This is a genomic window from Stenotrophomonas sp. 2201_Sma, from assembly GCF_056486685.1.
On record NZ_CM151329.1, the window covers coordinates 1,005,648 to 1,026,595 of the forward strand.

The 20,948-nt window shown below is 66.1% G+C and carries 25 protein-coding genes and 1 tRNA gene; 13 read left to right on the plus strand and 13 right to left on the minus strand.

The features are described 5' to 3' along the window. Positions 1-26: 26 nt before the first annotated feature. The 12 genes from ACZLIF_RS04705 to ACZLIF_RS04760 all read left to right on the plus strand — a co-directional run bounded on the left by ACZLIF_RS04705 (position 27) and on the right by ACZLIF_RS04760 (position 10,464). The gene (locus ACZLIF_RS04705) at positions 27-1,004 is read left to right on the plus strand and encodes a beta-ketoacyl-ACP synthase III (RefSeq protein WP_053519093.1); all 978 of its coding nucleotides are present in this window, start codon (positions 27-29) and stop codon (positions 1,002-1,004) included. Between the two features lie 75 nt (positions 1,005-1,079). Beyond that, a complete protein-coding gene (locus tag ACZLIF_RS04710; RefSeq protein WP_065182460.1) occupies positions 1,080-1,862 on the plus strand; it encodes a BUD32 family EKC/KEOPS complex subunit in 783 nt (260 codons plus the stop codon). Between the two features lie 188 nt (positions 1,863-2,050). Beyond that, complete coding sequence (gene fabD, locus ACZLIF_RS04715; protein WP_053519097.1) at positions 2,051-2,995, plus strand: ACP S-malonyltransferase; 945 nt, start codon at positions 2,051-2,053, stop codon at positions 2,993-2,995. 82 nt (positions 2,996-3,077) lie between these two features. Further along, positions 3,078-3,821 carry a 3-oxoacyl-ACP reductase FabG gene (gene fabG, locus ACZLIF_RS04720; protein ID WP_053519099.1) on the plus strand — a complete coding sequence of 248 codons (744 nt, stop codon included), beginning with the start codon at positions 3,078-3,080 and terminating at the stop codon, positions 3,819-3,821. Positions 3,822-3,973: 152 nt separating this feature from the next. Continuing rightward, the gene (gene acpP / locus ACZLIF_RS04725; RefSeq protein WP_053519101.1) at positions 3,974-4,213 is read left to right on the plus strand and encodes an acyl carrier protein; all 240 of its coding nucleotides are present in this window, start codon (positions 3,974-3,976) and stop codon (positions 4,211-4,213) included. 142 nt (positions 4,214-4,355) lie between these two features. Beyond that, on the plus strand, positions 4,356-5,618 hold the full coding sequence (gene fabF / locus ACZLIF_RS04730) for a beta-ketoacyl-ACP synthase II (RefSeq protein WP_053519103.1): 1,263 nt from the start codon (positions 4,356-4,358) through the stop codon (positions 5,616-5,618). A 101-nt stretch (positions 5,619-5,719) separates the two neighbouring features. Beyond that, positions 5,720-7,084: an aminodeoxychorismate synthase component I gene (locus tag ACZLIF_RS04735; protein WP_053519105.1), complete on the plus strand. Its 1,365-nt coding sequence runs from the start codon at positions 5,720-5,722 to the stop codon at positions 7,082-7,084. A gap of 165 nt (positions 7,085-7,249) precedes the next feature. Beyond that, positions 7,250-8,311, plus strand: a complete 1,062-nt coding sequence (mltG, locus tag ACZLIF_RS04740; protein ID WP_128989821.1) for an endolytic transglycosylase MltG — start codon at positions 7,250-7,252, stop codon at positions 8,309-8,311. Continuing rightward, complete coding sequence (tmk, locus tag ACZLIF_RS04745) at positions 8,308-8,973, plus strand: dTMP kinase (protein WP_128989819.1); 666 nt, start codon at positions 8,308-8,310, stop codon at positions 8,971-8,973. Before mltG ends, tmk begins: the two co-directional genes overlap by 4 nt. Further along, the gene (locus tag ACZLIF_RS04750; protein WP_111187151.1) at positions 8,970-9,926 is read left to right on the plus strand and encodes a DNA polymerase III subunit delta'; all 957 of its coding nucleotides are present in this window, start codon (positions 8,970-8,972) and stop codon (positions 9,924-9,926) included. Before tmk ends, ACZLIF_RS04750 begins: the two co-directional genes overlap by 4 nt. Then, complete coding sequence (locus ACZLIF_RS04755; protein ID WP_053520428.1) at positions 9,923-10,276, plus strand: PilZ domain-containing protein; 354 nt, start codon at positions 9,923-9,925, stop codon at positions 10,274-10,276. The genes ACZLIF_RS04750 and ACZLIF_RS04755 overlap by 4 nt, the downstream gene beginning before the upstream one ends. A gap of 113 nt (positions 10,277-10,389) precedes the next feature. Beyond that, positions 10,390-10,464, plus strand: a tRNA-Val gene (locus ACZLIF_RS04760). Positions 10,465-10,547: 83 nt separating this feature from the next. On the opposite strand, the gene ACZLIF_RS04765 is transcribed toward ACZLIF_RS04760, so the two are convergent. From ACZLIF_RS04765 to ACZLIF_RS04810, 10 genes are all read right to left on the minus strand, one after another. Continuing rightward, positions 10,548-13,046, minus strand: a complete 2,499-nt coding sequence (locus ACZLIF_RS04765) for a phage tail tape measure C-terminal domain-containing protein (protein WP_164972396.1) — start codon at positions 13,044-13,046, stop codon at positions 10,548-10,550. 295 nt (positions 13,047-13,341) lie between these two features. Next, positions 13,342-14,532, minus strand: coding sequence for a phage major capsid protein (locus ACZLIF_RS04770; protein WP_164972395.1), 1,191 nt, complete (start codon positions 14,530-14,532; stop codon positions 13,342-13,344). Between the two features lie 82 nt (positions 14,533-14,614). Continuing rightward, a complete protein-coding gene (locus tag ACZLIF_RS04775) occupies positions 14,615-15,061 on the minus strand; it encodes a helix-turn-helix transcriptional regulator (protein WP_128989813.1) in 447 nt (148 codons plus the stop codon). Positions 15,062-15,400: 339 nt separating this feature from the next. Further along, complete coding sequence (locus tag ACZLIF_RS04780) at positions 15,401-15,910, minus strand: hypothetical protein (protein ID WP_128989811.1); 510 nt, start codon at positions 15,908-15,910, stop codon at positions 15,401-15,403. After that, a complete protein-coding gene (locus tag ACZLIF_RS04785; RefSeq protein WP_128989809.1) occupies positions 15,903-16,106 on the minus strand; it encodes a hypothetical protein in 204 nt (67 codons plus the stop codon). Before ACZLIF_RS04785 ends, ACZLIF_RS04780 begins: the two co-directional genes overlap by 8 nt. Continuing rightward, complete coding sequence (locus ACZLIF_RS04790) at positions 16,103-16,381, minus strand: hypothetical protein (RefSeq protein WP_128989807.1); 279 nt, start codon at positions 16,379-16,381, stop codon at positions 16,103-16,105. Before ACZLIF_RS04790 ends, ACZLIF_RS04785 begins: the two co-directional genes overlap by 4 nt. A 1-nt stretch (position 16,382) precedes the next feature. Further along, positions 16,383-16,640 (minus strand): hypothetical protein, encoded by a 258-nt coding sequence (locus ACZLIF_RS04795; protein ID WP_128989805.1) that lies wholly within the window; start codon positions 16,638-16,640, stop codon positions 16,383-16,385. Continuing rightward, positions 16,637-17,029, minus strand: coding sequence for a hypothetical protein (locus ACZLIF_RS04800; protein ID WP_128989803.1), 393 nt, complete (start codon positions 17,027-17,029; stop codon positions 16,637-16,639). Before ACZLIF_RS04800 ends, ACZLIF_RS04795 begins: the two co-directional genes overlap by 4 nt. After that, the gene (locus tag ACZLIF_RS04805) at positions 17,026-17,418 is read right to left on the minus strand and encodes a hypothetical protein (protein WP_128989801.1); all 393 of its coding nucleotides are present in this window, start codon (positions 17,416-17,418) and stop codon (positions 17,026-17,028) included. The genes ACZLIF_RS04800 and ACZLIF_RS04805 overlap by 4 nt, the downstream gene beginning before the upstream one ends. Before the next feature lie 106 nt (positions 17,419-17,524). After that, positions 17,525-17,719: a helix-turn-helix domain-containing protein gene (locus tag ACZLIF_RS04810; protein WP_128989799.1), complete on the minus strand. Its 195-nt coding sequence runs from the start codon at positions 17,717-17,719 to the stop codon at positions 17,525-17,527. A gap of 95 nt (positions 17,720-17,814) precedes the next feature. Here ACZLIF_RS04810 and ACZLIF_RS04815 point away from each other — a divergent pair, with 95 nt between their 5' ends. After that, positions 17,815-18,282 (plus strand): Arc family DNA-binding protein, encoded by a 468-nt coding sequence (locus ACZLIF_RS04815; protein ID WP_164972394.1) that lies wholly within the window; start codon positions 17,815-17,817, stop codon positions 18,280-18,282. A gap of 79 nt (positions 18,283-18,361) precedes the next feature. Here the strand turns inward: ACZLIF_RS04815 and ACZLIF_RS04820 are convergent, their stop codons facing one another. From ACZLIF_RS04820 to ACZLIF_RS04830, 3 genes are all read right to left on the minus strand, one after another. Further along, positions 18,362-19,534 carry an integrase family protein gene (locus tag ACZLIF_RS04820; protein ID WP_128989795.1) on the minus strand — a complete coding sequence of 391 codons (1,173 nt, stop codon included), beginning with the start codon at positions 19,532-19,534 and terminating at the stop codon, positions 18,362-18,364. A gap of 259 nt (positions 19,535-19,793) precedes the next feature. After that, positions 19,794-20,357, minus strand: coding sequence for a hypothetical protein (locus ACZLIF_RS04825; RefSeq protein ID WP_128989793.1), 564 nt, complete (start codon positions 20,355-20,357; stop codon positions 19,794-19,796). Between the two features lie 52 nt (positions 20,358-20,409). Beyond that, on the minus strand, positions 20,410-20,814 hold the full coding sequence (locus ACZLIF_RS04830; protein ID WP_128989791.1) for a hypothetical protein: 405 nt from the start codon (positions 20,812-20,814) through the stop codon (positions 20,410-20,412). Between the last annotated feature and the right edge of the window lie 134 nt (positions 20,815-20,948).

The window sequence follows — 20,948 nt, forward strand, 5'->3', positions numbered from 1 at the left end:
CGGCGGCCCGCGCAACAGGAAACATGATGAGCAAGCGGATCTACTCGAGGATCGCGGGCACCGGCAGCTATTTGCCGGAAAAAGTCCTGACCAACGCCGACCTGGAAAAAATGGTCGAAACCTCGGACGAGTGGATCCAGACGCGCACCGGTATTCGTGAGCGGCACATTGCGGCCGAAGGCGAGACCACCAGCGATCTCGGCTACCAGGCTGCGCTGCGTGCGCTTGAAGCGGCGGGCATCGACGCTTCCCAGCTCGACATGATCGTGGTCGGCACGACCACGCCTGATCTGATTTTCCCGTCCACCGCGTGCCTCATCCAGGCCAAGCTCGGTGTGGCCGGTTGCCCCGCCTTCGACGTCAACGCGGCCTGCTCGGGCTTCGTGTTCGCGCTGAGCGTGGCCGACAAGTTCATCCGTTCCGGCGACTGCAGGCACGTGCTGGTGATCGGCGCGGAAACCCTGACCCGCATCGTCGACTGGAACGACCGCACCACCTGCGTGCTGTTCGGTGATGGTGCTGGCGCCGTCGTGCTCAAGGCCGACGAGGAAACCGGCATCCTCAGCACGCATCTGCACTCTGATGGCAGCAAGAAGGAACTGCTGTGGAATCCGGTCGGCGTTTCGGCCGGTTTCAAGGACGGCGCCAATGGCGGCGGCACCATCAACATGAAGGGCAACGACGTGTTCAAGTACGCCGTCAAGGCGCTGGACTCGGTCGTGGACGAGACCCTGGCTGCCAATGGTCTGGACAAGTCGGACCTGGACTGGCTGATCCCGCACCAGGCCAACCTGCGCATCATCGAAGCCACCGCCAAGCGGCTGGAAATGTCGATGGACCAGGTCGTAGTCACCGTCGATCAGCATGGCAACACCTCGTCCGGCTCGGTGCCGCTGGCGCTGGACGCTGCGGTCCGCTCGGGCCGCGTCGAGCGCGGTCAGCTGCTGCTGCTGGAAGCCTTTGGTGGCGGCTTCACGTGGGGTTCGGCCCTGTTGCGCTATTGATAGTGCAAGTTACGACAACGTGAAGTCTGTCGTTGCGGCCCTCCGGGGCCGTAACGCGTTTAAGGAGGTCCTGTCATGGTTGAGCCCATCGTCATCGACGGGCAGCGCGCCTGGCTGAAGCAGTACGGCAAGGGAAGCCGAGCCATGGCCCTGGGCCTGCTCAATTTCGTCGCCCGCCGGTTCCAGCTGGACGCGCTGCGCCCGCCGCCGCACCGGGGCGGAGACGCCGCACGCGAGGTCGAGGCCCGCCGCCTGGGCGAACTGCAGGCACAAGGGGTGAACGTGCCCGACGTGATCGGCAGCGGCCATGCCGCGCTGGTGATCGGGGACAACGGCAGCTCGTTCAACACCTGCCTGCGCGAGGCCGACGACGCCGGGCGGGACCGGCTGGTGATGGCCGCAATGCGGGCACTTGCCGAAGCACACAGCCGTGGCGCCTATTTCGGCCAGCCGCTGCCGCGCAACCTCACCTGGGATGGCGAGCGGGTCGGTTTCATCGACTTCGAGGAAGATCCGCTGGAAGTGATGGATCTGGCCGAAGCCCAGGCGCGCGACTGGCTGATGTTCGGCTATGGCGTGGCCAAGTACTACGCCGACCGGCCTGACTGCCTGCAGGCGATGATGGCCGAGGCGATCGGCACCGTGCAGGCGCCGGTACGCGAGCACGTGCACGCTGTGAGCGGCCGCCTGCAGCGCCTGGCCCGGGTCTGCATGAAGCTCGGACGCTCGGCGCGCACGCTGGCCCATTCGATCTTCATCGCGCACGGCGCCACCACCATGGGGGTGCTGATGGTGGTCGGGCTGTGCATGGACTTCTTTGCCGATGGCGAACTGGACATTCTGCAGTTGTTCTGCTGATTGCATCCGCCGGGCATGGCCCGGCGCTACCGGAGCCGTTCACCGGGCATGGCTTGGCGCTGCCGCAACCGTTCGCCGGCCCGGCATTGCTGGCGCGCTCCATACGCCCTGCATACGCGCACGTACAGACGACACGGCGGATTCACCCTTATCATGGCCCGCTTCGATTGCAACAAGCGGATGACCGCGTGACCGTATCCACCCTCGCTTTTGTCTTCCCCGGCCAGGGCTCGCAGTCTGTGGGCATGGTGGCCGAGCTGGCCGAGCTGCACCCGCAGGTGCGTGAGGCCTTCACCGAGGCATCCGATGGTGCCGGCGTCGACCTGTGGGCGCTGTCCCAGGGTGGCCCGGAGGAAATGCTCAACCGTACCGAATACACGCAGCCGGCCCTGCTGGCGGCGAGCATCGGCGTGTGGCGCGCCTGGAATGCCGTGGGTGGTCCGCGCCCGTCGGTGCTGGCCGGCCACAGCCTGGGCGAGTACACGGCGCTGGTCGCCGCTGGCGCGCTGAGCCTGCATGACGGTGCGCACCTGGTGCGCCTGCGCGGCCAGCTGATGCAGGACGCGGCTCCGGCCGGCGTGGGCGCCATGGCCGCCGTGCTCGGCGCCGAAGACCAGCTGGTGCTGGACGTCTGCGCCGAAGCAGCGGGCAGCCAGGTGGTGGTACCGGCCAACTTCAACTCGCCCGGCCAGATCGTGATCGGTGGCGATGCGGCAGCAGTCGACCGCGCGCTGGCGTTGCTGGCCGAAAAGGGCGTGCGCAAGGCAGTGAAGCTGGCCGTCAGCGTGCCCTCGCATACCCCGTTGATGCGCGAGGCCGCCAACCGTCTGGCCGAAGTGATGGCCGGGCTGTCCTGGCAGGCTCCGCAGCTGCCGGTGGTACAGAACGTCGATGCCCAGGTGCACGACGGCGTGGATGCCATCCGCACCGCGCTGGTCCAGCAGCTGTACCAGCCGGTGCAGTGGACCGGTTGCGTGCAGGCCCTGGCCGCCCGTGGCATCACCCAGGTTGCCGAATGTGGCCCGGGCAAGGTGCTGACCGGCCTGGTCAAGCGCATCGACAAGGCCATCGACGGCCGTTCGCTGGCGACCCCGGGCGACTTTGAAAGCGCCCGCGAGGCATGGTCGGCCTGATCGCCCCTGTTCCTGCCGACCCTGCCAGTGGCCGCTGCACGCGGCGCGGGTGGGGCGGCTGCCCCCGTCTGAGGAAACCATCATGAGCAAGCCCCTGCAGGGTGAAATCGCACTGGTCACCGGCGCCAGCCGTGGCATCGGTGCCGCCATTGCCGATCTGCTGGCCGCCCAGGGCGCCACCGTCATCGGCACCGCCACCACCGAGTCCGGCGCTGCTGCGATCGGCGAGCGCCTGGCGGCCCATGGGGGTCACGGCCGCGCACTGAACGTCACCGATGCCGCCGCACTGGACAGCGTGCTGGATGGCATCGCCAAGGAATTCGGCCCGATCTCGATCCTGGTCAACAACGCCGGCATCACCCGCGACAATCTGCTGATGCGCATGAAGGACGATGACTGGGCCTCGATCATCGACACCAACCTGACCAGCGTGTTCCGCACCAGCAAGGCGGTCATGCGCGGCATGATGAAGGCACGCAAGGGCCGCATCATCAACATCGCCTCGGTGGTGGGCGTGACCGGCAATGCCGGCCAGGCCAACTACGCGGCCGCCAAGGCCGGCATCATCGGCTTCAGCAAGTCGCTGGCCAAGGAGATCGGCTCGCGTGGCGTCACCGTCAACGTGGTCGCGCCGGGCTTCATCGACACCGACATGACCAAGGCACTGCCGGAAGAAGCGCGCACCGCGCTGATCAACGACATCGCCCTCGAACGCCTGGGTTCGCCGGAAGACATCGCCCATGCGGTGGCCTTCCTGGCCAGCCCGGCTGCCGGCTACATCACCGGCGAAACCCTCCATGTGAACGGCGGCATGTACATGCCGTAAGCAAGGGGCGCACGGATTGCGCCGCAAGTGGTTGATCTGCGTGGATTTTTGCTGCAATGCAAGGGCGCGCCGGTTTCCACTACACTATCCCACGGCCATCGCCCTTGATGGCGACCACTTTTGAACCACAACTCCATCTGGAGCGAGATCCCATGAGCACCATCGAAGAACGCGTCAAGAAAATCGTCGTCGAACAGCTTGGCGTCAAGGAAGAAGAAGTCACCACCAGCGCATCGTTCGTCGATGACCTGGGCGCTGACTCGCTGGACACCGTCGAGCTGGTGATGGCGCTGGAAGAAGAATTCGAGTGCGAAATCCCGGACGAAGAAGCCGAGAAGATCAGCACCGTGCAGGCCGCCATCGACTACATCAAGGCCCACGTCAAGGCCTGATGTCAGACGGCAGTGCGCGTGCAGGCATCCGCCCGGCGCGCACCGCACCCCATGGGGCCGCTGTTGCGGCCCCGTGTGTTTGCGCATCACACCGAAGCAAACCGCGTTGCCCGAAAGCATCTTCGGGTCAGGAGAATCAGCAATGAAGCGTCGCGTCGTCGTAACCGGCCTGGGTATCGTCTCGCCGTTGGGCAATGATCTGGCCAGCAGCTGGGAAGGCATCACCCATGGTCGTTCGGGCATCGGTCCGCTGACCAACGTCGCCGATTCCTACCTGGAACGGTTCACCACCAAGATTGCAGGTGAGGTCAAGGGCTTCGACATCACCGCCGACAATGCACTGTTCGGCAAGTATCGGGTCAGCGGCAAGGATGCCAAGAAGATGGACCCGTTCATCCATTACGGCCTCGGTGCCTCGTTCATGGCCCTGCATGATTCGGGCCTGGAGATCACCGACGCCAATGCCGAGCGCATCGGCGCCATCGTCGGCGCCGGCATCGGCGGCCTGCTCGGCATCGAAGAGCAGACCATCGAATTCCACGAGGGCAAGAAGATCTCGCCCTTCTACGTGCCCAAGACCATCATCAACATGCTGCCGGGCCAGCTGAGCATCATCACCGGCCTGAAGGGCCCGTCGTTTTCGGCGGTTTCGGCCTGCGCCACCTCGAACCACTCGATCGGCACCGCCATGCGCATGATCCAGTACGGCGATGCGGACGTGATGGTGGTGGGCGGCGCCGAGCGCGGCTCCTCGCCGACCGCCGTGGGCGGCTTCTGCGCGATGAAGGCCATGTCCACCCGCAACGACGCACCGGAACAGGCCTCGCGCCCCTGGGACAAGGACCGCGACGGCTTCGTGCTGGGCGACGGTGCCGGCATCCTGATCCTGGAAGAGTACGAGCACGCCAAGGCCCGTGGCGCGAAGATCTATTGCGAGCTGGCCGGCTTCGGCGCCAGCTCCGACGCGTACCACATGACCGCGCCGAGCGAGAACGGCGAAGGCGCTGCCCGCTGCATGACCATGGCGTTGAAGGACGCTGGCCTGAATCCGGAACAGGTGGGTTACCTCAACGCACATGGCACCTCCACGCCGCTGGGCGACCTGGGCGAAACCATGGCGATGAAGACGGCCTTCGGCGACCACGCCTACAAGATGATGGTCAGCTCCACCAAGTCGATGACCGGCCACCTGCTCGGCGCTGCCGGCGGTGTGGAGGCGATCTTCTCGGTGATGGCGCTGCAGGACAACGTCATCCCGCCGACCATCAACCTGCAGGAGCCGGGCGAAGGCTGTGACCTGGACTACGTCCCCAATGAAGCGCGCCAGGCCAAGGTCGACGTGGTGATGTCCAATGGCTTCGGCTTCGGCGGCACCAACGGCACGCTGATCTTCAAGCGCGTCTGACCGGGTTGTCGCGTCGGGCCATGCTCGACCGGACGTGCTCCACGCACGAGGAAGCCGCCGCAAGGCGGCTTCCGTGTATCTGAATTCCCCTGCAGGCCACCATGACCCACGCCCCGCTGATCCACCCGCTGCCGCATCCGATCGATCTGCTGGCCCTGCAGCAGCAGGCGCCGGAACGTTTCCCGCTGCTGATGGAGTCCACCGCTTCCGGCACCGCGCAGGGGCGCTGGAGCCTGCTGTTGGCCGCACAGGGCGACACGCTGCGCCTGGATGCCGATGGTTGCGTGCGCGACCAGCAGGATACGGTGCAGCCCGGCAGCTTCCTGCAGGCGCTGGACCGCGCCTGGCAGCAGGCACGGCTGCCGCACGATGGCAGTCACAGCCTGCCGTTCCGCGGCGGCTGGGCCTTGATGCTCGACTACGAAGTGGCCAGCCAGATCGAGCCGGTGCTGCCGGCGCGTGCGCGCGATGATGGCCGGCCGACGGCACTGGCGCTGCGCTGCCCGGCGGCCGTGCTGCACGATCACCAGAACCACGCCAGCTTCGTCATCGCCGAAGCGGGCGAGCAGGCGCTGCTGGACTCGCTGGTGGCGCTGGCCGCGCAGGCGCTGCCGGAGGCGGGGCAGGGCTGGCAGCCGCCGCAGTCGGTCGGCGAAGACGCGCCGCAGCGCTTCACCGACGGCGTGCGCCGGGTGATCGACTACCTGCGCGCCGGCGATGTGTTCCAGGTGAACCTGTCGCGGCGCTGGAGCGCGCAGTTCGCCACGCCGGTCAGCCCGCAGGCCCTGTACGCACAGCTGCGCCGCGCCAACCCCGCACCGTTTGCCGGCCTGTTCAGTGCGTTTGGGCGGCACGTGGTCAGCTCCTCGCCGGAGCGGCTGGTATCGGTGCATGCCGGCCACGCGCAGACCCGGCCGATCGCGGGCACGCGCCCGCGTTTCGAGGGTGACGATGATGCCGCGCGCATCCAGGAGCTGGTCGGGCACCCGAAGGAGCGCGCCGAGCACGTGATGCTGATCGACCTCGAACGCAACGATCTGGGCCGCATCTGCCTGCCCGGCACCGTGGTGGTTGATGAACTGATGACGGTGGAGAGCTACGCCCATGTGCACCACATCGTCAGCAACGTCAGCGGCCATCTGCGCCCGGAGGTCACCCCCGGCGAAGTGATCGCCGCAACGTTCCCCGGCGGCACCATCACCGGCTGCCCGAAGGTGCGTTGCATGCAGATCATCAGCGAGCTGGAGCAGGTGCCGCGCGGTGCCTATACCGGGGCGTTCGGCTGGCTGAACCGCGATGGCGACCTGGACCTGAACATCCTGATCCGTACCGCCGAGGTGGACGGCCACGAGGTCAGTTTCCGCACCGGCGCCGGCATCGTGGTCGATTCGGACCCGGACAAGGAGCTGGACGAGACCCGCGCCAAAGCGCGTGGCCTGCTGCGCGCCCTGGGCCAGCAAGGGTAGGCGATCGACCCCCGCCGGGCATGGCCCGGCGCTACCGACGCATCACCCTCCCGGTAGCGCCGGGCCATGCCCGGCGAGCGAAGCGGGGTTGAGTGCCACCCCGGCCATGACCCCACACCACCGGCACGGTATCCTGCACGACGGAATCGAGTTCTGAGGTAATCCATGGCGGGAGCCAAGCGCGGGTGTCTGTTCGTGGTAACGCTGCTGGTGGTGCTGGTCGCGGTCGTGGCCGGCGCGGGTGCGTGGTTCTTCTACAAGCAGACCCAGTTCGCCGATGCCCGGATCTCCCCCTCCGCAGAGACCGTGGTGATCGCCAGCGGCGATGGCCTGAACACCGTGCTGCGCAAGCTGCGCGAGGCGGGCGTGGACGAAGGCCAGGACGCACAGTGGCAGCTGCTGGCACGCCAGCTCGACGCCGCCGGCAAGCTGAAGGTGGGTGAGTACGCGCTGGACAACCAACTGACCCCGCGCGAGCTGCTGCTGCGCATGCGCGCCGGCAAGGTCCTGCAGCACCGCGTCACCATCATCGAAGGCTGGAACATCCGCCAGCTGCGCGCGGCGCTGAAGCGTGCCGATCCACTGCTGCACACCACCGATGATCTTGATGATGCGGCACTGATGCAGCGCCTGGGCTTCGGCGGCCAGCATCCGGAAGGCCGGTTCCTGCCGGAGACCTACATCTACCAGCGCGGTGACAGCGACGTGGATGTGCTCAAGCGTGCGCATGCGGCAATGGAAAAGGCGCTGGACGAGGCCTGGCAGAGCCGTGCACCGGACCTGCCGATCAACACGCCGTACGAGCTGCTGACGCTGGCATCGATCATCGAGAAGGAAACCGCGCTGGCCAGCGAGCGCCCGCAGATTGCCGGCGTGTTCATGCGCCGCCTGCAGATCGGCATGCGCCTGCAGACCGATCCCACCGTGATCTATGGCATCGGCGCGGCCTACGACGGCAACATCCGCCGCCGCGACCTGACCACCGATACGCCTTACAACACCTATACCCGTGCGGGCCTGACCCCGACCCCCATCGCCATGCCCAGTCGCGACGCGCTGATGGCCGCGGCACACCCGGCAGCGGGGGATGCACTGTATTTCGTCGCCGTTGGCGATGGCAGTGGCGCGCACGTGTTCTCGTCCAGCCTGGACCAGCACAACGCTGCGGTAGCGCGCTACCTGCAGCAGCTGCGCCAGCAACGCACCCAGGAGACCCCGGCGCAATGAGTCCCGCGCTGCTACGCCACCCGCGTTTCGTCAGCCTGGAAGGCGGCGAAGGCGCCGGCAAGACCACTGCGATCAATGCCATCCGCGCGTGCCTGCGCCAGCATGGCCATGAGGTCGTGTTGACGCGTGAACCGGGTGGCACGCCGCTGGCCGAGCGCATCCGCAGCCTGATACTGAAGCCCGATGCCGAGATCGCCGCCGAGCCGCTCAGTGCCGAGGCCGAACTGCTGCTGGTGTTCGCCGCCCGCGCGCAGCACGTGCGGGAGGTGATCCAGCCGGCCCTGCAGCGCGGTGCCTACGTGCTGAGTGATCGCTTCACCGATTCCAGCTACGCCTACCAGGGAGGGGGCCGTGGCCTGGACCCGCAGTGGATTGCCGAGCTGGAGCGCCGTGCCGTTGGCCTGTTGCCGGGCCTGACCCTGCTGCTGGATGTGGACGTGGCGGTCGGTCGTGCGCGCGCCAATGGCCGCGACCTGTGGCCGGACCGCATCGAGAGCGAGCAGGACGATTTCTTCCAGCGCGTGCGTGAAGTGTTCCGCAGCCGCGCCCAGCAGGACCCACAGCGTTTCGCCGTGATCGACGCGGGCCAGGTGCAGGAACGCGTGGCCGCCGACGTGATCGCGCGGGTCGAGCGCTGGCTGCAGGAAGGAAAGGGCGCATGAGCACCTTCTCGCCCTGGCAGCAGCGCGCATTCGATCAGACCGTGGCCGCGCTCGACGCGGGCCGGCTGGGGCATGGCCTGTTGATCTGCGGCCCGGCCGGGCTGGGCAAGCGCGAGGTTGCACTGGCGCTTGCCGACCACGTGCTGGCGCAGGGCGATGCCGCGCACGCCACGCGCACCCGCCACCTGATCGCTGCCGGTACCCACCCGGACCTGCAGCTGGTGAGCTTCATTCCAAACAAGAGTGGCGACAAGCTGCGCACCGAGATCGTCATCGAGCAGGTGCGCGAGATCACCGACAAACTGGCATTGACCCCGCAGTACGGCGTGGCCCAGGTGGTGATCGTCGATCCGGCCGATGCGATCAACCGCTCCGCGGCCAATGCACTGCTCAAGACGCTGGAAGAACCGCAGCCCGGCCGGTACCTGTGGCTGATCAGCAGCGACCCGGCACGCCTGCCGCAGACCATCCGCAGCCGGTGCCAGCGCCTGGAGTTCAAGCTGCCGCCGCACGAGGAAGCGCTGGCCTGGTTGCAGCAGCAGGGCCACAGCGACGCCTCCGCACGCGAAGCGCTGGACGCCGCGCGCGGCCATCCCGGCCAGGCCGACAACTGGCTGCGCGAGGACGGGCTGAGCCTGCGCCGTGAGGTGGCCCGCGACCTGGAGCAGCTGGCCACCGGCAGGACCGGCGCGGTGGAGCTGGCGCAGAAATGGTGCGGTGATGACAACGCGGCGCTGCGCCTGCGCTTCGCCGCCGACTTGGCGCTGGCCCAGGCCAGCACGGACGCCTTGACCGCGCCGGAGCGATTGCACAAGCTGGCAGCCTGGTTCGACGCTGCCAACCGCACCCGCGACCTGCTGCGCACCACGGTGCGTGCAGACCTTGCGGTGGTCGAGTTGCTGCTGGCCTGGAACAAGGTGAACGAGCGGCCTGCCGCAAGGGGAAATCGATGAGTGCCAGCAACGCCCGCCAGGGCATCCTGTCCCTGGCCGTGAAGGACAAAGCCGCGCTGTACAGCGCGTACATGCCGTTCGTGAAGAACGGCGGCATCTTCGTGCCCACGCCCAAGCGCTACTTCCTCGGCGACGAGGTGTTCCTGCTGCTGACCCTGCCCGATTCCAGCGAGCGCCTGCCGGTGGCCGGCAAGGTGATCTGGGTGACCCCGGCAGGGGCGCAGGGCAACCGTACCGCGGGCATCGGCGTGCAGCTGGCCGACGGCGCCGAAGGCGAGGGCGTGCGCCATAAGATCGAGACCCAGCTGGCCGGCCTGACCAGCTCGGACAAGCCCACCCACACGATGTGAGGCAGCGCCGGGCCACGCCCGGCGGCACGCCTCGAAAACACACGTGAAGACGGATGTGAAAACTGTTGACGGCCTCTGAAAAGTTCCTATAATGAGCGGCTCAGCAACACACCGGGCGGTTAGCTCAGCGGTAGAGCATTGCCTTCACACGGCAAGGGTCACAGGTTCGATCCCTGTACCGCCCACCAAATAAATCCCTGATTTTTCAGGTGATATGACGAAGCCGGCCTTGAGCCGGCTTTTTCGTAAGTGCAGGGTAAGTGCAGCGCGATTACCTCAGCCGCCGGCCTACGTTGTTGCTCGCTCGCAGCGTCTTGCCGATGCCGGTTCCATTTGCAATGTCGTTCTGCACCCTGGCATACGCCAAGTCCGCTCCCTCTCGCATCGCTGCCTTGTATCGCTCAAGGTCGCGGGTGCTTGGGTCACCGTTGATCGTGATGTTCTGCTGCAGCTGGCGACTGCCACCGCCATCCACGTCGCGGCCCACACGATCCAGGGTGGCATCAAGCTTGGCGCTGGTCGCCGCCGTGGTGACCCGCTCGCCCTTCTGCAGCAGCCAGGTGCCGGTTTCCGGGACCGCATCGATACCGTCGTGCGCCATGCCGGCCAGGCCCGAGGACGCCACTACCGTGGCCACGTAGGGCGCGGTTGCCGACAGAGCGGCCGCCGCCGCCGCCGGCGCCATGATGGGGCCGGTGATCGGGATGGCCGCCGTCGACGCGTAGGCGGCGATTGCGGCCTGGGCTGCGGTGGCCACCGCGTTGCCTGCCAGCGTGGCCGTGGACTGCTTGGACGTGGACTCTCCGACCGTCCGCTGTACCACCTGGTAAACCAGCCACTGGGCGGCCATGTTCGACAGGGTGTTGATGACGGTCTCGCCCATGGACACGGCCAGGTTCTTCACCGAGTCGAACAGGCTTTCGTTGCCCTTCACCAGCTCTGCGATGCTGTTGCCCACTTCGCTGGTGGTGGTGTCCAGAAAGCCCTTTGTCGCCTCGTAGGCCATTTTGTTGTAGTCGGTGGCGTCGGTCGCATAGTCGGCCCACGCATCCCGCATGCCGGCCATGCTGTCGTCGCGCAGGGCGTCTACCTGCCGGTAATAGTCGCGCTGCAGCTCCAGGCGTTCGCGCAGCGCCGAACTGAGGCCTTCCGTCTCGGTGGTGTACAGCGCCTGGGTGATCTCTCCGGCCTGGTACTGCCGCTGCAGGTCCGCCCGCTTGCGCTGGTAGTCCTCCTCGATCCCCAGCAGCGCGCGGGCGCGCTCGCGCTCCTGCTGGCCCATGCCAGCACCCAGCACGTCCACGTTGAGCGCAGCGCGCGCCGTTGCCAGCTCCTCCTGCAGGCCGTAGAGGTATTCCGTCGCCTTGGCGGCCTCTTGGGCGGCTTCGCGCTGCGCGGTGAGGCTGTCGAGCACGGCCGCCTGGCTGCGCAGGTTCTCGGCCAGCTCCGGGGCCAGGCCCTTGAGCGAACCCTTGAGCAAGTCGAAGTTGAGCCGCTGCAGCTCGGTGGCCTTGGCCGAACCGTCAGCGCTCTGGTCGAACAGGGCTATGCTGCGCTCAAACTCCAGCGAGGCCGCCGCGTAGGCCCGGGCCAGGTCATCCACCTTGCTGGTGGTCTCGGTAGGCGGCGTGTACGGCTTGCCGGACTTCGGCTTGAGCGCCGATTCCGGCATCAGCGCACCGTTCTCCAGGAGCGTCACCTTCGGGCCGCGAGCCTGCGCCTCCTGGATCCACTTCGCGATCTGCTCGACCTCCTTCTGCACCTTGGCCTTGGCGTCATCGCCAAACACGCCAGTCCAGCGGCTCAGCGACTGCTGCAGCGCCTTCTGGCGCGCTTGCAGGTCGCCCACGTCGCTGCGTTCGTTGACCGGCAGGAAGCCCTGGCCGCGTAGCCAGGAGGTGTAGGTGCCAGCGAGGCCGAGGATCTCCGAGGACGCGTAGGCCGCCTGCGCAGCGATCGCGCCGATGCCCTTGGCCGTGTCCTGCAGCGCCTTGCGGGATTCCTCGCTCTTGAGTTGGCCGGTGAAGTCAGACAGGGCAGGGGCCAGTTCCGACACCAGCGTGTTCTTCATGCCCTCCAACGCGAGCGTGGCCGTGGCCGTGTCGGTCTTCATGCCGCGCAGCGCGGTGATGGCGTCCTCGTCCAGGATGGCGCCGAAATCCTGCGCGCGGTTGCCCCATTCGTTCATCAGCCGGCCGCCATCGCGCAGCAGTGGGAGCAGCATGGTGGCGTCGTTGGCGATGGCCTCCATCGAGGTGGTCATCTGGTTCTGCGTCAGCCCGGCTTTCTGCAGGCTGGTGACGTACAGCTGCAGGGCCTGCGGCCCGGACAGCATGCGGAACTGCTCGGCGGTGACGCCAACGCGGGGAGCGATGTTCTTGAAGAAGTCGGCCAGCTCGCCGCCGCCCGTGAGCAGGAAGTCGCCCACCTTGTCGTTCACGTCTTTGAAGATATCGCCGAGCTTGTCCTGCTCGATCCCCAGCGAGCGAGCGCCGGCGGCGAAGCGCTGGAACTCGGTGGTGTTGGAGCCGGCCACTTGCGCCAGCCTGGTGAGCTGCTCAGCCTGCCGGATGGTGGCGACGGTGATGCCGGCCAGGGCGGTCACAGCCGCGGTCGCGGCCGTGCCGATGGCAAAGCCCACCTGGTAGGCGGCTTTCTCCACGCTGCGACGCCATTTGTCGGACGCCCGCTCGGTTTTGTCCATGCCGGCGACGAAGCCGCCCACGTTGGCGACCACATCGATGGTCAGCTGGCCGAGACTTCGTGCCATTTCGGTTACCTCCGGGTAGTTGGACCGCCGGAGCGCCCGCGTGGCGGCCATCCCAGCGGGGGAGGGGCCAAAAGCGCACCCCTCAAAAAATGATTTTTCTCAACTGACGGCGCAAAAAAACGTCTGGGCGCACGGTCAGGGTGGCAAAGGGCTTGGACTTTCACCCCGCCCCCGGGTAGTTGCCCGGCCGGTCATCGCCGACCGGCCGGGCTGCCTGAATCCCGCGCGCTCAGGCGGGCGCGGGTGGCCGGGTTGGGAAGCCTGCAGCGCCCGGACACCACTTCGCTGCAGTTGCTTAGGTCAGGGTGACTTCCACGATGGCTGCGGTGTTGGCCACATACAGGCCCACGCGCATTTCGGCCAGGATGGTCACCTTGTTGGTGGTGAAGTTCTTGTCGTGCTGGTCGCTGATGAGCACGGTTACCTGCTGGCGGTCCAGCACCTCAAGCCAAGCCGTGTCGAGCACCAGGGCAGTGCCTTGCGCCACGCTGCTGGCCGGGATGACACGGGTGTTCCACACCGTTGGCGCGGCCGGCTTATCCCAGCCACCCGCGACGTACTCGCCGGTCTCTTCGCTACGCTCGCTGGACATCTTGAACCAGTCCATCGGGTTGACCAGGACCACGTTGGGCATGAAGCCGGCGTTCTGGTGCGCCGCCATCGCCTCGCCAATGCGGTCAGCGGGTGCCAGGCCCGGGGTTCCAACGAAGGGCGCGGTGTACTCGGTCAGCCCCTTGATATGGAATTTCGCGCCGTCGCCATCGACCAGCTCGGTGTCCGCCTTCCGCATCGCGTCGTAGCGCAGAAGCCGATCAATGGTGCCCAGCAGAGTGCGCTCATCGTCCAGCACCTGCTTGGAGACGGTGATGTGCTCGGCGATGGTGGCGATGGCGAAGGTGGCCGGAACCACGCTGAAGACGCCCTCGGGCTTCTCGGTGCCTTCGCCTTCCTGATAGTCGGCCTGCGTCAATGACGCCGCATCGATCAGTGGTGCTTCGAAAGTGTTGGAGGTAACAGGCCGCGACGGCAGCACCTCGAGGATGCGGAGCGGACGCTGGACGGGGGCCACCATGCCAGCGCGCTGGGGCGCCACGTCGATGCCGACCGGCGGTGTTGCCGGACTGCCCTGCAGTGAGGTCAGCGCCTTCAAGCCAACGTCGAGCACGATGCGGCCGGTGCTGGTGGCGCCTTCCTCTCGCATGGCCTTCAAGCCATCAGACTGCACCAGACCCTTGTACGCCTGCTCAAGGCCGGCCTGGTCTTCCACAGCATTGCCGCAGCCCGCGCGTCTTGCAAGCTTCTGCTCAACGTCCAGCAAGCGAGCGTCGTGTTCCTTCACCGACTGAACGGCCTTCTCGGCAAATTCGCTGATCTCGGCATCACGCTGGTTCAGCGTCCTGATGAGGTCGTGCATGTCAGCGTTGGCGTCGATTCGGCCGGCGTTTTTCATCTGGCGCCCGTGTGCGCGGGCGGTGGTGTTCGACATGGTGAGCTCTCCCGGATTTGTGATGCTCAGTGTCTTGCCGCCGGCCGCTTTAAACCATGAGCCTCCATGTGGTTGGATGGGCTTAGGTGTCTCGATGTGACTCGATCCACAAAGCCACATCCTCCAAGCGGTAAGTGACCCGGTGGCCGCCGCCGCTTAGATTGAACGCACGCGGAGCCGTCCCTTCCCGTCGCTTGTTCGCCAGCGAGGCCGCCGTGATTCCCAGCAGTGTGGCCAGGTCCGCCTCGCCAACGCGCCCATCTGCGCTGATCCAGTAGGACGCAGCGCGCGCGGCCTGCTCCAGGACTTGCGCCGTTCGCTGCGATTCGCCATCAATTTCGGCGCGCAGAATGCCAAGAGCGCGGGCCTTGCGCCGGATCTGCGCTATGCCTGATTTAACTTCGGTCATCGTCTTCCGACGCTCCTCCACGGTTGTCTTCATTTTCAAAATCCAATTTTGACGGTGCGAAAAAAAGCCTGGGCGCACGGTCAGGGTGGCAAACCGGTTTGAGTTTTTGACCGCCCCCATCCCGTACGGTCCATGCGCGGTCGCGTACGGTTTTCCCTGCGTGTGGTGATCGCGATGCAGTGCAGTGGTGAACCTGGTGCATGGGGTGCGCCCGCTGCAGCCCCGCAGCCGGACAGGTTGAAGGGTGCAATCTGCGACATGGCAAAGGGTGCAATCAGCGGTGAGCGCGAAGGGTGCAGCTGGGCGCATGAAGCGGGAAGCGGTGGAGCCAAGACACGGCTCCGCTCCGCTACCGCCTGGTAGTAGTTATCTGTGCACTCAACCTGAGTACGGTTTTGGGCGGAAATGCGCCCTGACCGTACTCGCCTTGAGTACGGTTTCGTTATTTTCTCGTTACGCTTATGCATGACCGTACTCACCTTGAGTACGGGGCGTACTCGCCTTGAGTACCGTGTTTTTCTGGCATTCGTCAGCATGTGGCCTCCAGCGCATGTAGGACTTCTTTGCGTCCACATCACCACCATCGGGACCAACGTTGGTGAGCAGGAACGAACGAGCGCGGCCGGTGCCCGTCTTCTGATCGAAGCTTCCGGCCTTGGCTTCCTCGATCCAGCCGCGCTCCTCCAGCGCTGAGAACGCAGCCTGGACCTTTGCTTGGCCAACGTTGCCCAGGCGCCGGCGAGCTTCCCGTACGCTGAGAAACACCTCGTTACCGGTAGATGGCCGATACAGCGCGCGTAGCTCCACAAGAAGCGCACGGGCATCAGGGTTGAGGGTGCGATACGCAGGGCAATCCAACTCCCACGCATAGAGCCGGACGTGTGGAGAGATTGGGACATAGACACTACTGCTACGTCCCGTCGCCCTTGCACGGCGCTTGGCCTGCTTGCGGGCTTCTCGCTCACTCATCTGCCTCCCCTACGATCACCAGCCTCACCTTCTTCCCGTGGTAGTGCTTCGGGAGCGGCGTGAATGGGATGCACGCGCCGACCTGTGACCTGTGGATGACTTCGACCAGCACCGCATCGCGGTAGCGCTGCGCCAGGTCGCCGACAGGCTTGGTCTGCTTTCCAGCTGCAATCGATTCGAACAGATCGCGATTCATCGGCTGGCCTCCACGGTGGCTGTCGCCAGCAGCTGGCCGACGCAGCGACCGAAGTCGGCGTCGGCGCGGGCGGCGCGGCGCTGGATCCACGCCAGCACGTGGGCGGGCGTGTGCCGGCGGCGGTACTGCATGGCGCAGTCGGCGCAGATCACGTACGGCAGGGACGCGAAGCTGAACTCCCACTCGGCTCGGTGGAAGCTGCCGTAGACGGCCTGCAGCGGCTTGTCACAGCAGTCGCAGGCGATCGGTGGGGGGCAGGGGCGTTTGGTCACCATGTCAGGCCTCCACCGCAGACTGCAGCGCGCGGTCCAGCCGATCCACCATGTCGGCGAACACCTCCATCGCCGCCCGATGCTCGGCAAGCGCAGCGGCCATCACGGCACGGGTGGCCTGCAGCTGCTTGCGGTGCTCGGGATCGACCGCCGCGGCAACCAATGCTTCGGGGCTGAAAGACGCCAGCCTTGCGCGGGCTCGCGCCAAGTCGTCGAGGGGGTTGGCCTGGGCCTTGGCGGGCTTCTTCTTGGGGAATTTCATTGCAGACTCTCCATTGCTCTGTGCAGACGTTCCTGGTCACGTGCGGGCAGGGTTGCCCACAGGGGATCGCCGGCATCGGCTGGTCGGGTCAGCGCGACATGCTTCTCGTCAGCCATTAGAGGACCTTCTGGCAGCGTCGCGCGGGTGAACGGCGTGCACTCAAACACCGCCTTGAAGAACGGTCCAAGGTTGCAGCGGGTGTGCGGCCGGTGGATACGCTTCACTCGCACCGCTCGGCACTCGTTCCCTGGTCGTCCCCAGTAGATGAAACGGATGCTGGCCGGCGTGACTGCATTGCGCGGCCCCACTGGCAGCGCGGGCGGTGCGTGAGCATCGCCCGGGGTGGACGGCTCGGGTCGCCCACTTTCGCCAATCGCCAGGCGCTTCATGCCCGGCCTCCCTTCTTGCCCCAGCAGCCAGCGGTGTCGTCGCGCAGTTCGCACATCGTCCAACTGGCGTCCTCGTGCAGCATCTGGATTGCACAGTGCAGGCCCTCCTGCTGCGTGCTGGATAGACGCAGCCCGGCCGCGTCTGGTTCGTCGTCGAAGACAGCCCCGGCCTGGAAGTTCAGCACCAGCAGCTCATGCAGCGTGCCGATCGTCTGCAGCGCGCGGTCCACCCTAGCCAGCTTGAGTTCAATGGCCGGGCGCAGGCCCCGTTCTTCCCAATGGGCGTCCGACCAGTGCTGATAGCGGAAAGGCCCGTAGGACTTTTCTGAATTGGGGTCGCGGGTTTGCCCGATGGCGTCGGGCGCGGTTTGCTGTACAGTAGTTCCCATGGTCAAGTCGTTCCTTGGTAGGGTTCGGACGTGGCTTCTGCGGCTCAGCTGGGTGCGAACCAGCTGGGCCGTTTCTCTTTCTGTGCACCTGGTCATGGCTTGCCCCTTAGGCGGCGGCTTCTTTCTCGCGGGCTTCGATGTACTCGCGCAGCGCGCGGGCCGAGACCATGCGGCGCTTGCCTACCTTGAAAGTGCTGAGCTGGCCTGCGGCCATCGCCCGATAGAGGGCGTTGCGATTAAGGCCGGTAACGGCGCATGCCTCGTCGGTGGTGTAGCTAAGGCGCTCGTGCTGGTCGTTCATTTTCGCTCCAGGTATGGACCAATGTGGTCCGTTGAGCGCAGTGGACCACAATGGTCCCTTGCGGTCAAGGACCAGTCTGGTCCACCATTTCGGCCATGAGCAACCAAGACGTTCAGTTCAAACTTCGGCTTCCAGCACTGCTGAAAAAGCGGCTTGAAGACGCCGCCGAGCGTGCTGGGCGGTCGGTATCTGCTGAGCTCGTCCACCGACTGGAGCAGTCGTTCATACCTAGCCGGCTGGAGCCACCTGGCACCCTCGGCATTCGGGCTGGGATCGCCGCTCAACGTGAGGTGTATCAGGCGTCCGTCGAAATGCTGACGCGTGCCGTGGTGCGGATGGAGGCGCAACTGCAACTGGGCAGTGATGAGCCGTATCCAGGTCAGGCGAGCGGGAAGACCCTCAAGCAGTCTCTCGCCGATACGAAAGATGCGCTGGAGGTGTTCAATCGCAAGATGGAGGTAGCTGCCCTGCTGCTTTCTGAGCTGGCTGTCGGGGAGGCGAGTGGCGCTGAGATCGACGTGGACGAGTTCCGAGAGCGTGCTATTCGCGCTGGCGTGCTCTAGCCGGGGCCTCTGCAAACCTCAATTTTGAGGTTTGCAGGCAAGTGGCTGATTTCAAAGCAAAGCGCAAAATTGAGCCGTGCTACAGGAACTGCACCTGAGCCAGCTTGTCGCGCGCAGCGCCTTGAACCAGGTGGCCGTAGTGCTTCTCGATCATCGCCAGCGACGTGCCGGCGAGCTTGGCCACGGTCAGTAGGTCCATGCCACCCACGATGGCGTCGGTGATCCAGCAGTGGCGCAGCGTGTAGAGCGTCACGCCAGCAGGTAGCCCAGCGCGCGCAGCCGCATCACGTACAAGCTCGCTCCAGTCGGTGGGCGTCCACGCCTTCTTCCCGTCCTGGGTGAACAGGTGCGCCTTGGGTAGCTTCCCCTTGGCCAGGCGGTCGAACAGCGCAGTGGCAGCGGGCGAGAGCGGTATCTTGCGGTCGTGGTCCTTGCTGCGGAACCTGACGCTGGCTGTGCGGCCGTCATAGTCCGATCGCAGGCACAGCGATGGGTCGCCCGGCCTGCAGCCCGTCAGCGCCACACACTCGATCAGGTCGCGCACCGGCCCCTCAGCCGCTTCCAGCAGCGCGCGGCGCTGCTGCCTCTCCAGGTACAGGCCACGGCGCTGCCCGGCGTCCTTCAGCGGCTTCACGGCGTTCCACTCGAAGGCGAGGTCGGGGGAAGCCTTGCGGCGGGCCACGGCGTGATTCAGGGCGGCCACCAGCGTCGTGCGGATGCGGTTGATGCTGGACCGCGCCAACGGCTTCGCCACCGGTGGCCGGCCGCGCTTGACTGGCAGCGGCGGGAGGTCGCCTTTCTCCACCCGGTCGCGCCATGCCTCGATGTGATCCTGGTGGAGATCCTTGAGGCGCACCTTGCCCAGCTTGTCGCCATAGAGGCAGCGCTCAAACCGGCGCTTTGCGTCATCCGATGCGGTGTTGCGTCCGTCCTTCTCCAGGGCGGTCACGTAGTCGCGGCAGGCATCGGCCACGGTGAGTTCGCTCTTGGGGGCCACCGCGGCGAGCGGGGCGCCATGCTGGGACGCCTCCGATAGCGCGGCCAGGGCGGCAGCGCGCGCGCCAGCCAGAGTCATCACCGGGTGTTTGCCGAGGGTCCGCCGCTTTCCCCGGCCCCATGTGACGATGTAGGACTTCACGCCCGAGGGCTGCACGCGCAGCAGCAGGCCCTTCATGTCGCTGTCGCTCAGCTCATAGGGCTTCTCGGCTGGCTTGGCCAGCTCCACAGCGCGGATTGTCAGCTTGGTCGCCATGTGGCCGTAAGTGCGTGGTAAGTGCAAATCGCAGTGTGCGGCCAAATTCAGCGGGACGCAACGAGACGCTAAAATAAGGCTCTCCAGCACGACGCCCTGTGCTGCAAAGGCCTTTCTCGTCCTTCACACGGCAAGGGTCACAGGTTCGATCCCTGTACCGCCCACCATGTTGCAGAACGAAAAAAGCCTCCAGCAATGGGGGCTTTTTTGTTGTCTGATGATGCGTGCCAGCGTCACTGCGACGCTGCTGCGGCTGCCATCAGCCGTGCTGGTCCAGCAGATCCCGCGCGATCATCGCTGTCGCATCCAACAGGTCGTGACCGCTACCGGCCTGCACTACAACCGCCAGCAGATTGCGGCCGACCTCGGCATTGCCGCTGGTCAGTTCCATCTCGCCTTCAAAGCACAGATCAGCCAGCCATTCGTGGGCCTGTTGAAGCCCGCGCTTGCGGGTGCGGCGAAACTCCGCCAGCAACTTCGCCTGGCCGGCCTCCTGCTCACCATCGGCCAGCAGGCCGATGGCACCGCCGTGCGCCGCGCGCCAGATGGCTGGCAGCGGGCGACCGTTCGCGTCCACCACGTCCGCCGAAAATTCCGCGCAGTACATCTCATAGCGTTTGCCCGCCGTACTGCAGGGCACGATGCCGGCCTTGGCGAGCAGGCGCTCGGCTTCATCCAGTTTTCTGAACTTCAACCGCAGCAGTGCGGGGCGGCTCAGCTGTTGGGCCAGCGCGTGCTGGTTGGCCGCAAACCATACGTTCCAACCCACGGTTGCGCGGCCTTCCAGTGCGGCCTTGAAGTACTCCAGGTGTTCGGCGTCCATTGCGGCCTCCTGCGTTCCCTGCGCGATTGTAGCGGGAGGGCATCCGGGCCGGTCAGTCAGCGCCGGAGAGGCAATGATTCGCCTCACGCACCAGTTGTCGCGCGGCCACGATCAGTCCGTCGGTGTGGAAAGCGCCCAGCTGTTCGTCCGGGCCGCCTTCGTTGCGTGCATGGTCGGCGGCCTGCAGCAGATCGAGCAGTGCGGTAAGCCCAGACATCGAGCGGCGCAGCGAGGCGTGATTGCTGGCAACGAGGGTGAGGCTTTTGCACGGCAGTCCGTCATCGCCGTCGGCGCGGCTGATGGCATTGAGGTACGTGAAGAAGGCAGGCGACTGCACGGGCAGACTCTGTTCGTGCAAGGCGCACTCGATCTCGCGTGCGAGGTCCTCGGGCACGTCGGCGGCGATGTCGCCGATCAGGGCGTGCAGGCGGGGATGGACAGCGGTGCGGTTGGTCATGGCGAAACCCTCACTGGCGTGGGGCCACCTTCCGAAGCGAAGGTGGCGGACGGTGCGGGTTGGCGTACCAAGGCAAACGAACTTCCACCGAGAGGAAGGCCTGGCGGATCTGTCGATCCCCACGCACCGGCCGC

Excerpts from the sequence above, each read along its gene's own strand:
- ACZLIF_RS04815 (WP_164972394.1), top strand. The coding sequence starts at position 17,815 with ATGAGCAACCAAGACGTTCAGTTCAAACTTCGGCTTCCAGCACTGCTG.
- ACZLIF_RS04765 (WP_164972396.1), bottom strand. The coding sequence starts at position 13,046 with ATGGCACGAAGTCTCGGCCAGCTGACCATCGATGTGGTCGCCAACGTG.
- ACZLIF_RS04790 (WP_128989807.1), bottom strand. The coding sequence starts at position 16,381 with ATGGTGACCAAACGCCCCTGCCCCCCACCGATCGCCTGCGACTGCTGT.
- ACZLIF_RS04805 (WP_128989801.1), bottom strand. The coding sequence starts at position 17,418 with ATGGGAACTACTGTACAGCAAACCGCGCCCGACGCCATCGGGCAAACC.
- ACZLIF_RS04780 (WP_128989811.1), bottom strand. The coding sequence starts at position 15,910 with ATGAGTGAGCGAGAAGCCCGCAAGCAGGCCAAGCGCCGTGCAAGGGCG.
- acpP (WP_053519101.1), top strand. The coding sequence starts at position 3,974 with ATGAGCACCATCGAAGAACGCGTCAAGAAAATCGTCGTCGAACAGCTT.
- ACZLIF_RS04795 (WP_128989805.1), bottom strand. The coding sequence starts at position 16,640 with ATGAAATTCCCCAAGAAGAAGCCCGCCAAGGCCCAGGCCAACCCCCTC.
- ACZLIF_RS04800 (WP_128989803.1), bottom strand. The coding sequence starts at position 17,029 with ATGAAGCGCCTGGCGATTGGCGAAAGTGGGCGACCCGAGCCGTCCACC.
- ACZLIF_RS04705 (WP_053519093.1), top strand. The coding sequence starts at position 27 with ATGAGCAAGCGGATCTACTCGAGGATCGCGGGCACCGGCAGCTATTTG.
- ACZLIF_RS04735 (WP_053519105.1), top strand. The coding sequence starts at position 5,720 with ATGACCCACGCCCCGCTGATCCACCCGCTGCCGCATCCGATCGATCTG.
- ACZLIF_RS04810 (WP_128989799.1), bottom strand. The coding sequence starts at position 17,719 with ATGAACGACCAGCACGAGCGCCTTAGCTACACCACCGACGAGGCATGC.
- ACZLIF_RS04775 (WP_128989813.1), bottom strand. The coding sequence starts at position 15,061 with ATGGGGGCGGTCAAAAACTCAAACCGGTTTGCCACCCTGACCGTGCGC.
- ACZLIF_RS04825 (WP_128989793.1), bottom strand. The coding sequence starts at position 20,357 with ATGGACGCCGAACACCTGGAGTACTTCAAGGCCGCACTGGAAGGCCGC.
- ACZLIF_RS04830 (WP_128989791.1), bottom strand. The coding sequence starts at position 20,814 with ATGACCAACCGCACCGCTGTCCATCCCCGCCTGCACGCCCTGATCGGC.
- ACZLIF_RS04820 (WP_128989795.1), bottom strand. The coding sequence starts at position 19,534 with ATGGCGACCAAGCTGACAATCCGCGCTGTGGAGCTGGCCAAGCCAGCC.
- ACZLIF_RS04785 (WP_128989809.1), bottom strand. The coding sequence starts at position 16,106 with ATGAATCGCGATCTGTTCGAATCGATTGCAGCTGGAAAGCAGACCAAG.
- ACZLIF_RS04710 (WP_065182460.1), top strand. The coding sequence starts at position 1,080 with ATGGTTGAGCCCATCGTCATCGACGGGCAGCGCGCCTGGCTGAAGCAG.
- ACZLIF_RS04750 (WP_111187151.1), top strand. The coding sequence starts at position 8,970 with ATGAGCACCTTCTCGCCCTGGCAGCAGCGCGCATTCGATCAGACCGTG.
- tmk (WP_128989819.1), top strand. The coding sequence starts at position 8,308 with ATGAGTCCCGCGCTGCTACGCCACCCGCGTTTCGTCAGCCTGGAAGGC.
- fabF (WP_053519103.1), top strand. The coding sequence starts at position 4,356 with ATGAAGCGTCGCGTCGTCGTAACCGGCCTGGGTATCGTCTCGCCGTTG.
- ACZLIF_RS04755 (WP_053520428.1), top strand. The coding sequence starts at position 9,923 with ATGAGTGCCAGCAACGCCCGCCAGGGCATCCTGTCCCTGGCCGTGAAG.
- fabG (WP_053519099.1), top strand. The coding sequence starts at position 3,078 with ATGAGCAAGCCCCTGCAGGGTGAAATCGCACTGGTCACCGGCGCCAGC.
- mltG (WP_128989821.1), top strand. The coding sequence starts at position 7,250 with ATGGCGGGAGCCAAGCGCGGGTGTCTGTTCGTGGTAACGCTGCTGGTG.
- ACZLIF_RS04770 (WP_164972395.1), bottom strand. The coding sequence starts at position 14,532 with ATGTCGAACACCACCGCCCGCGCACACGGGCGCCAGATGAAAAACGCC.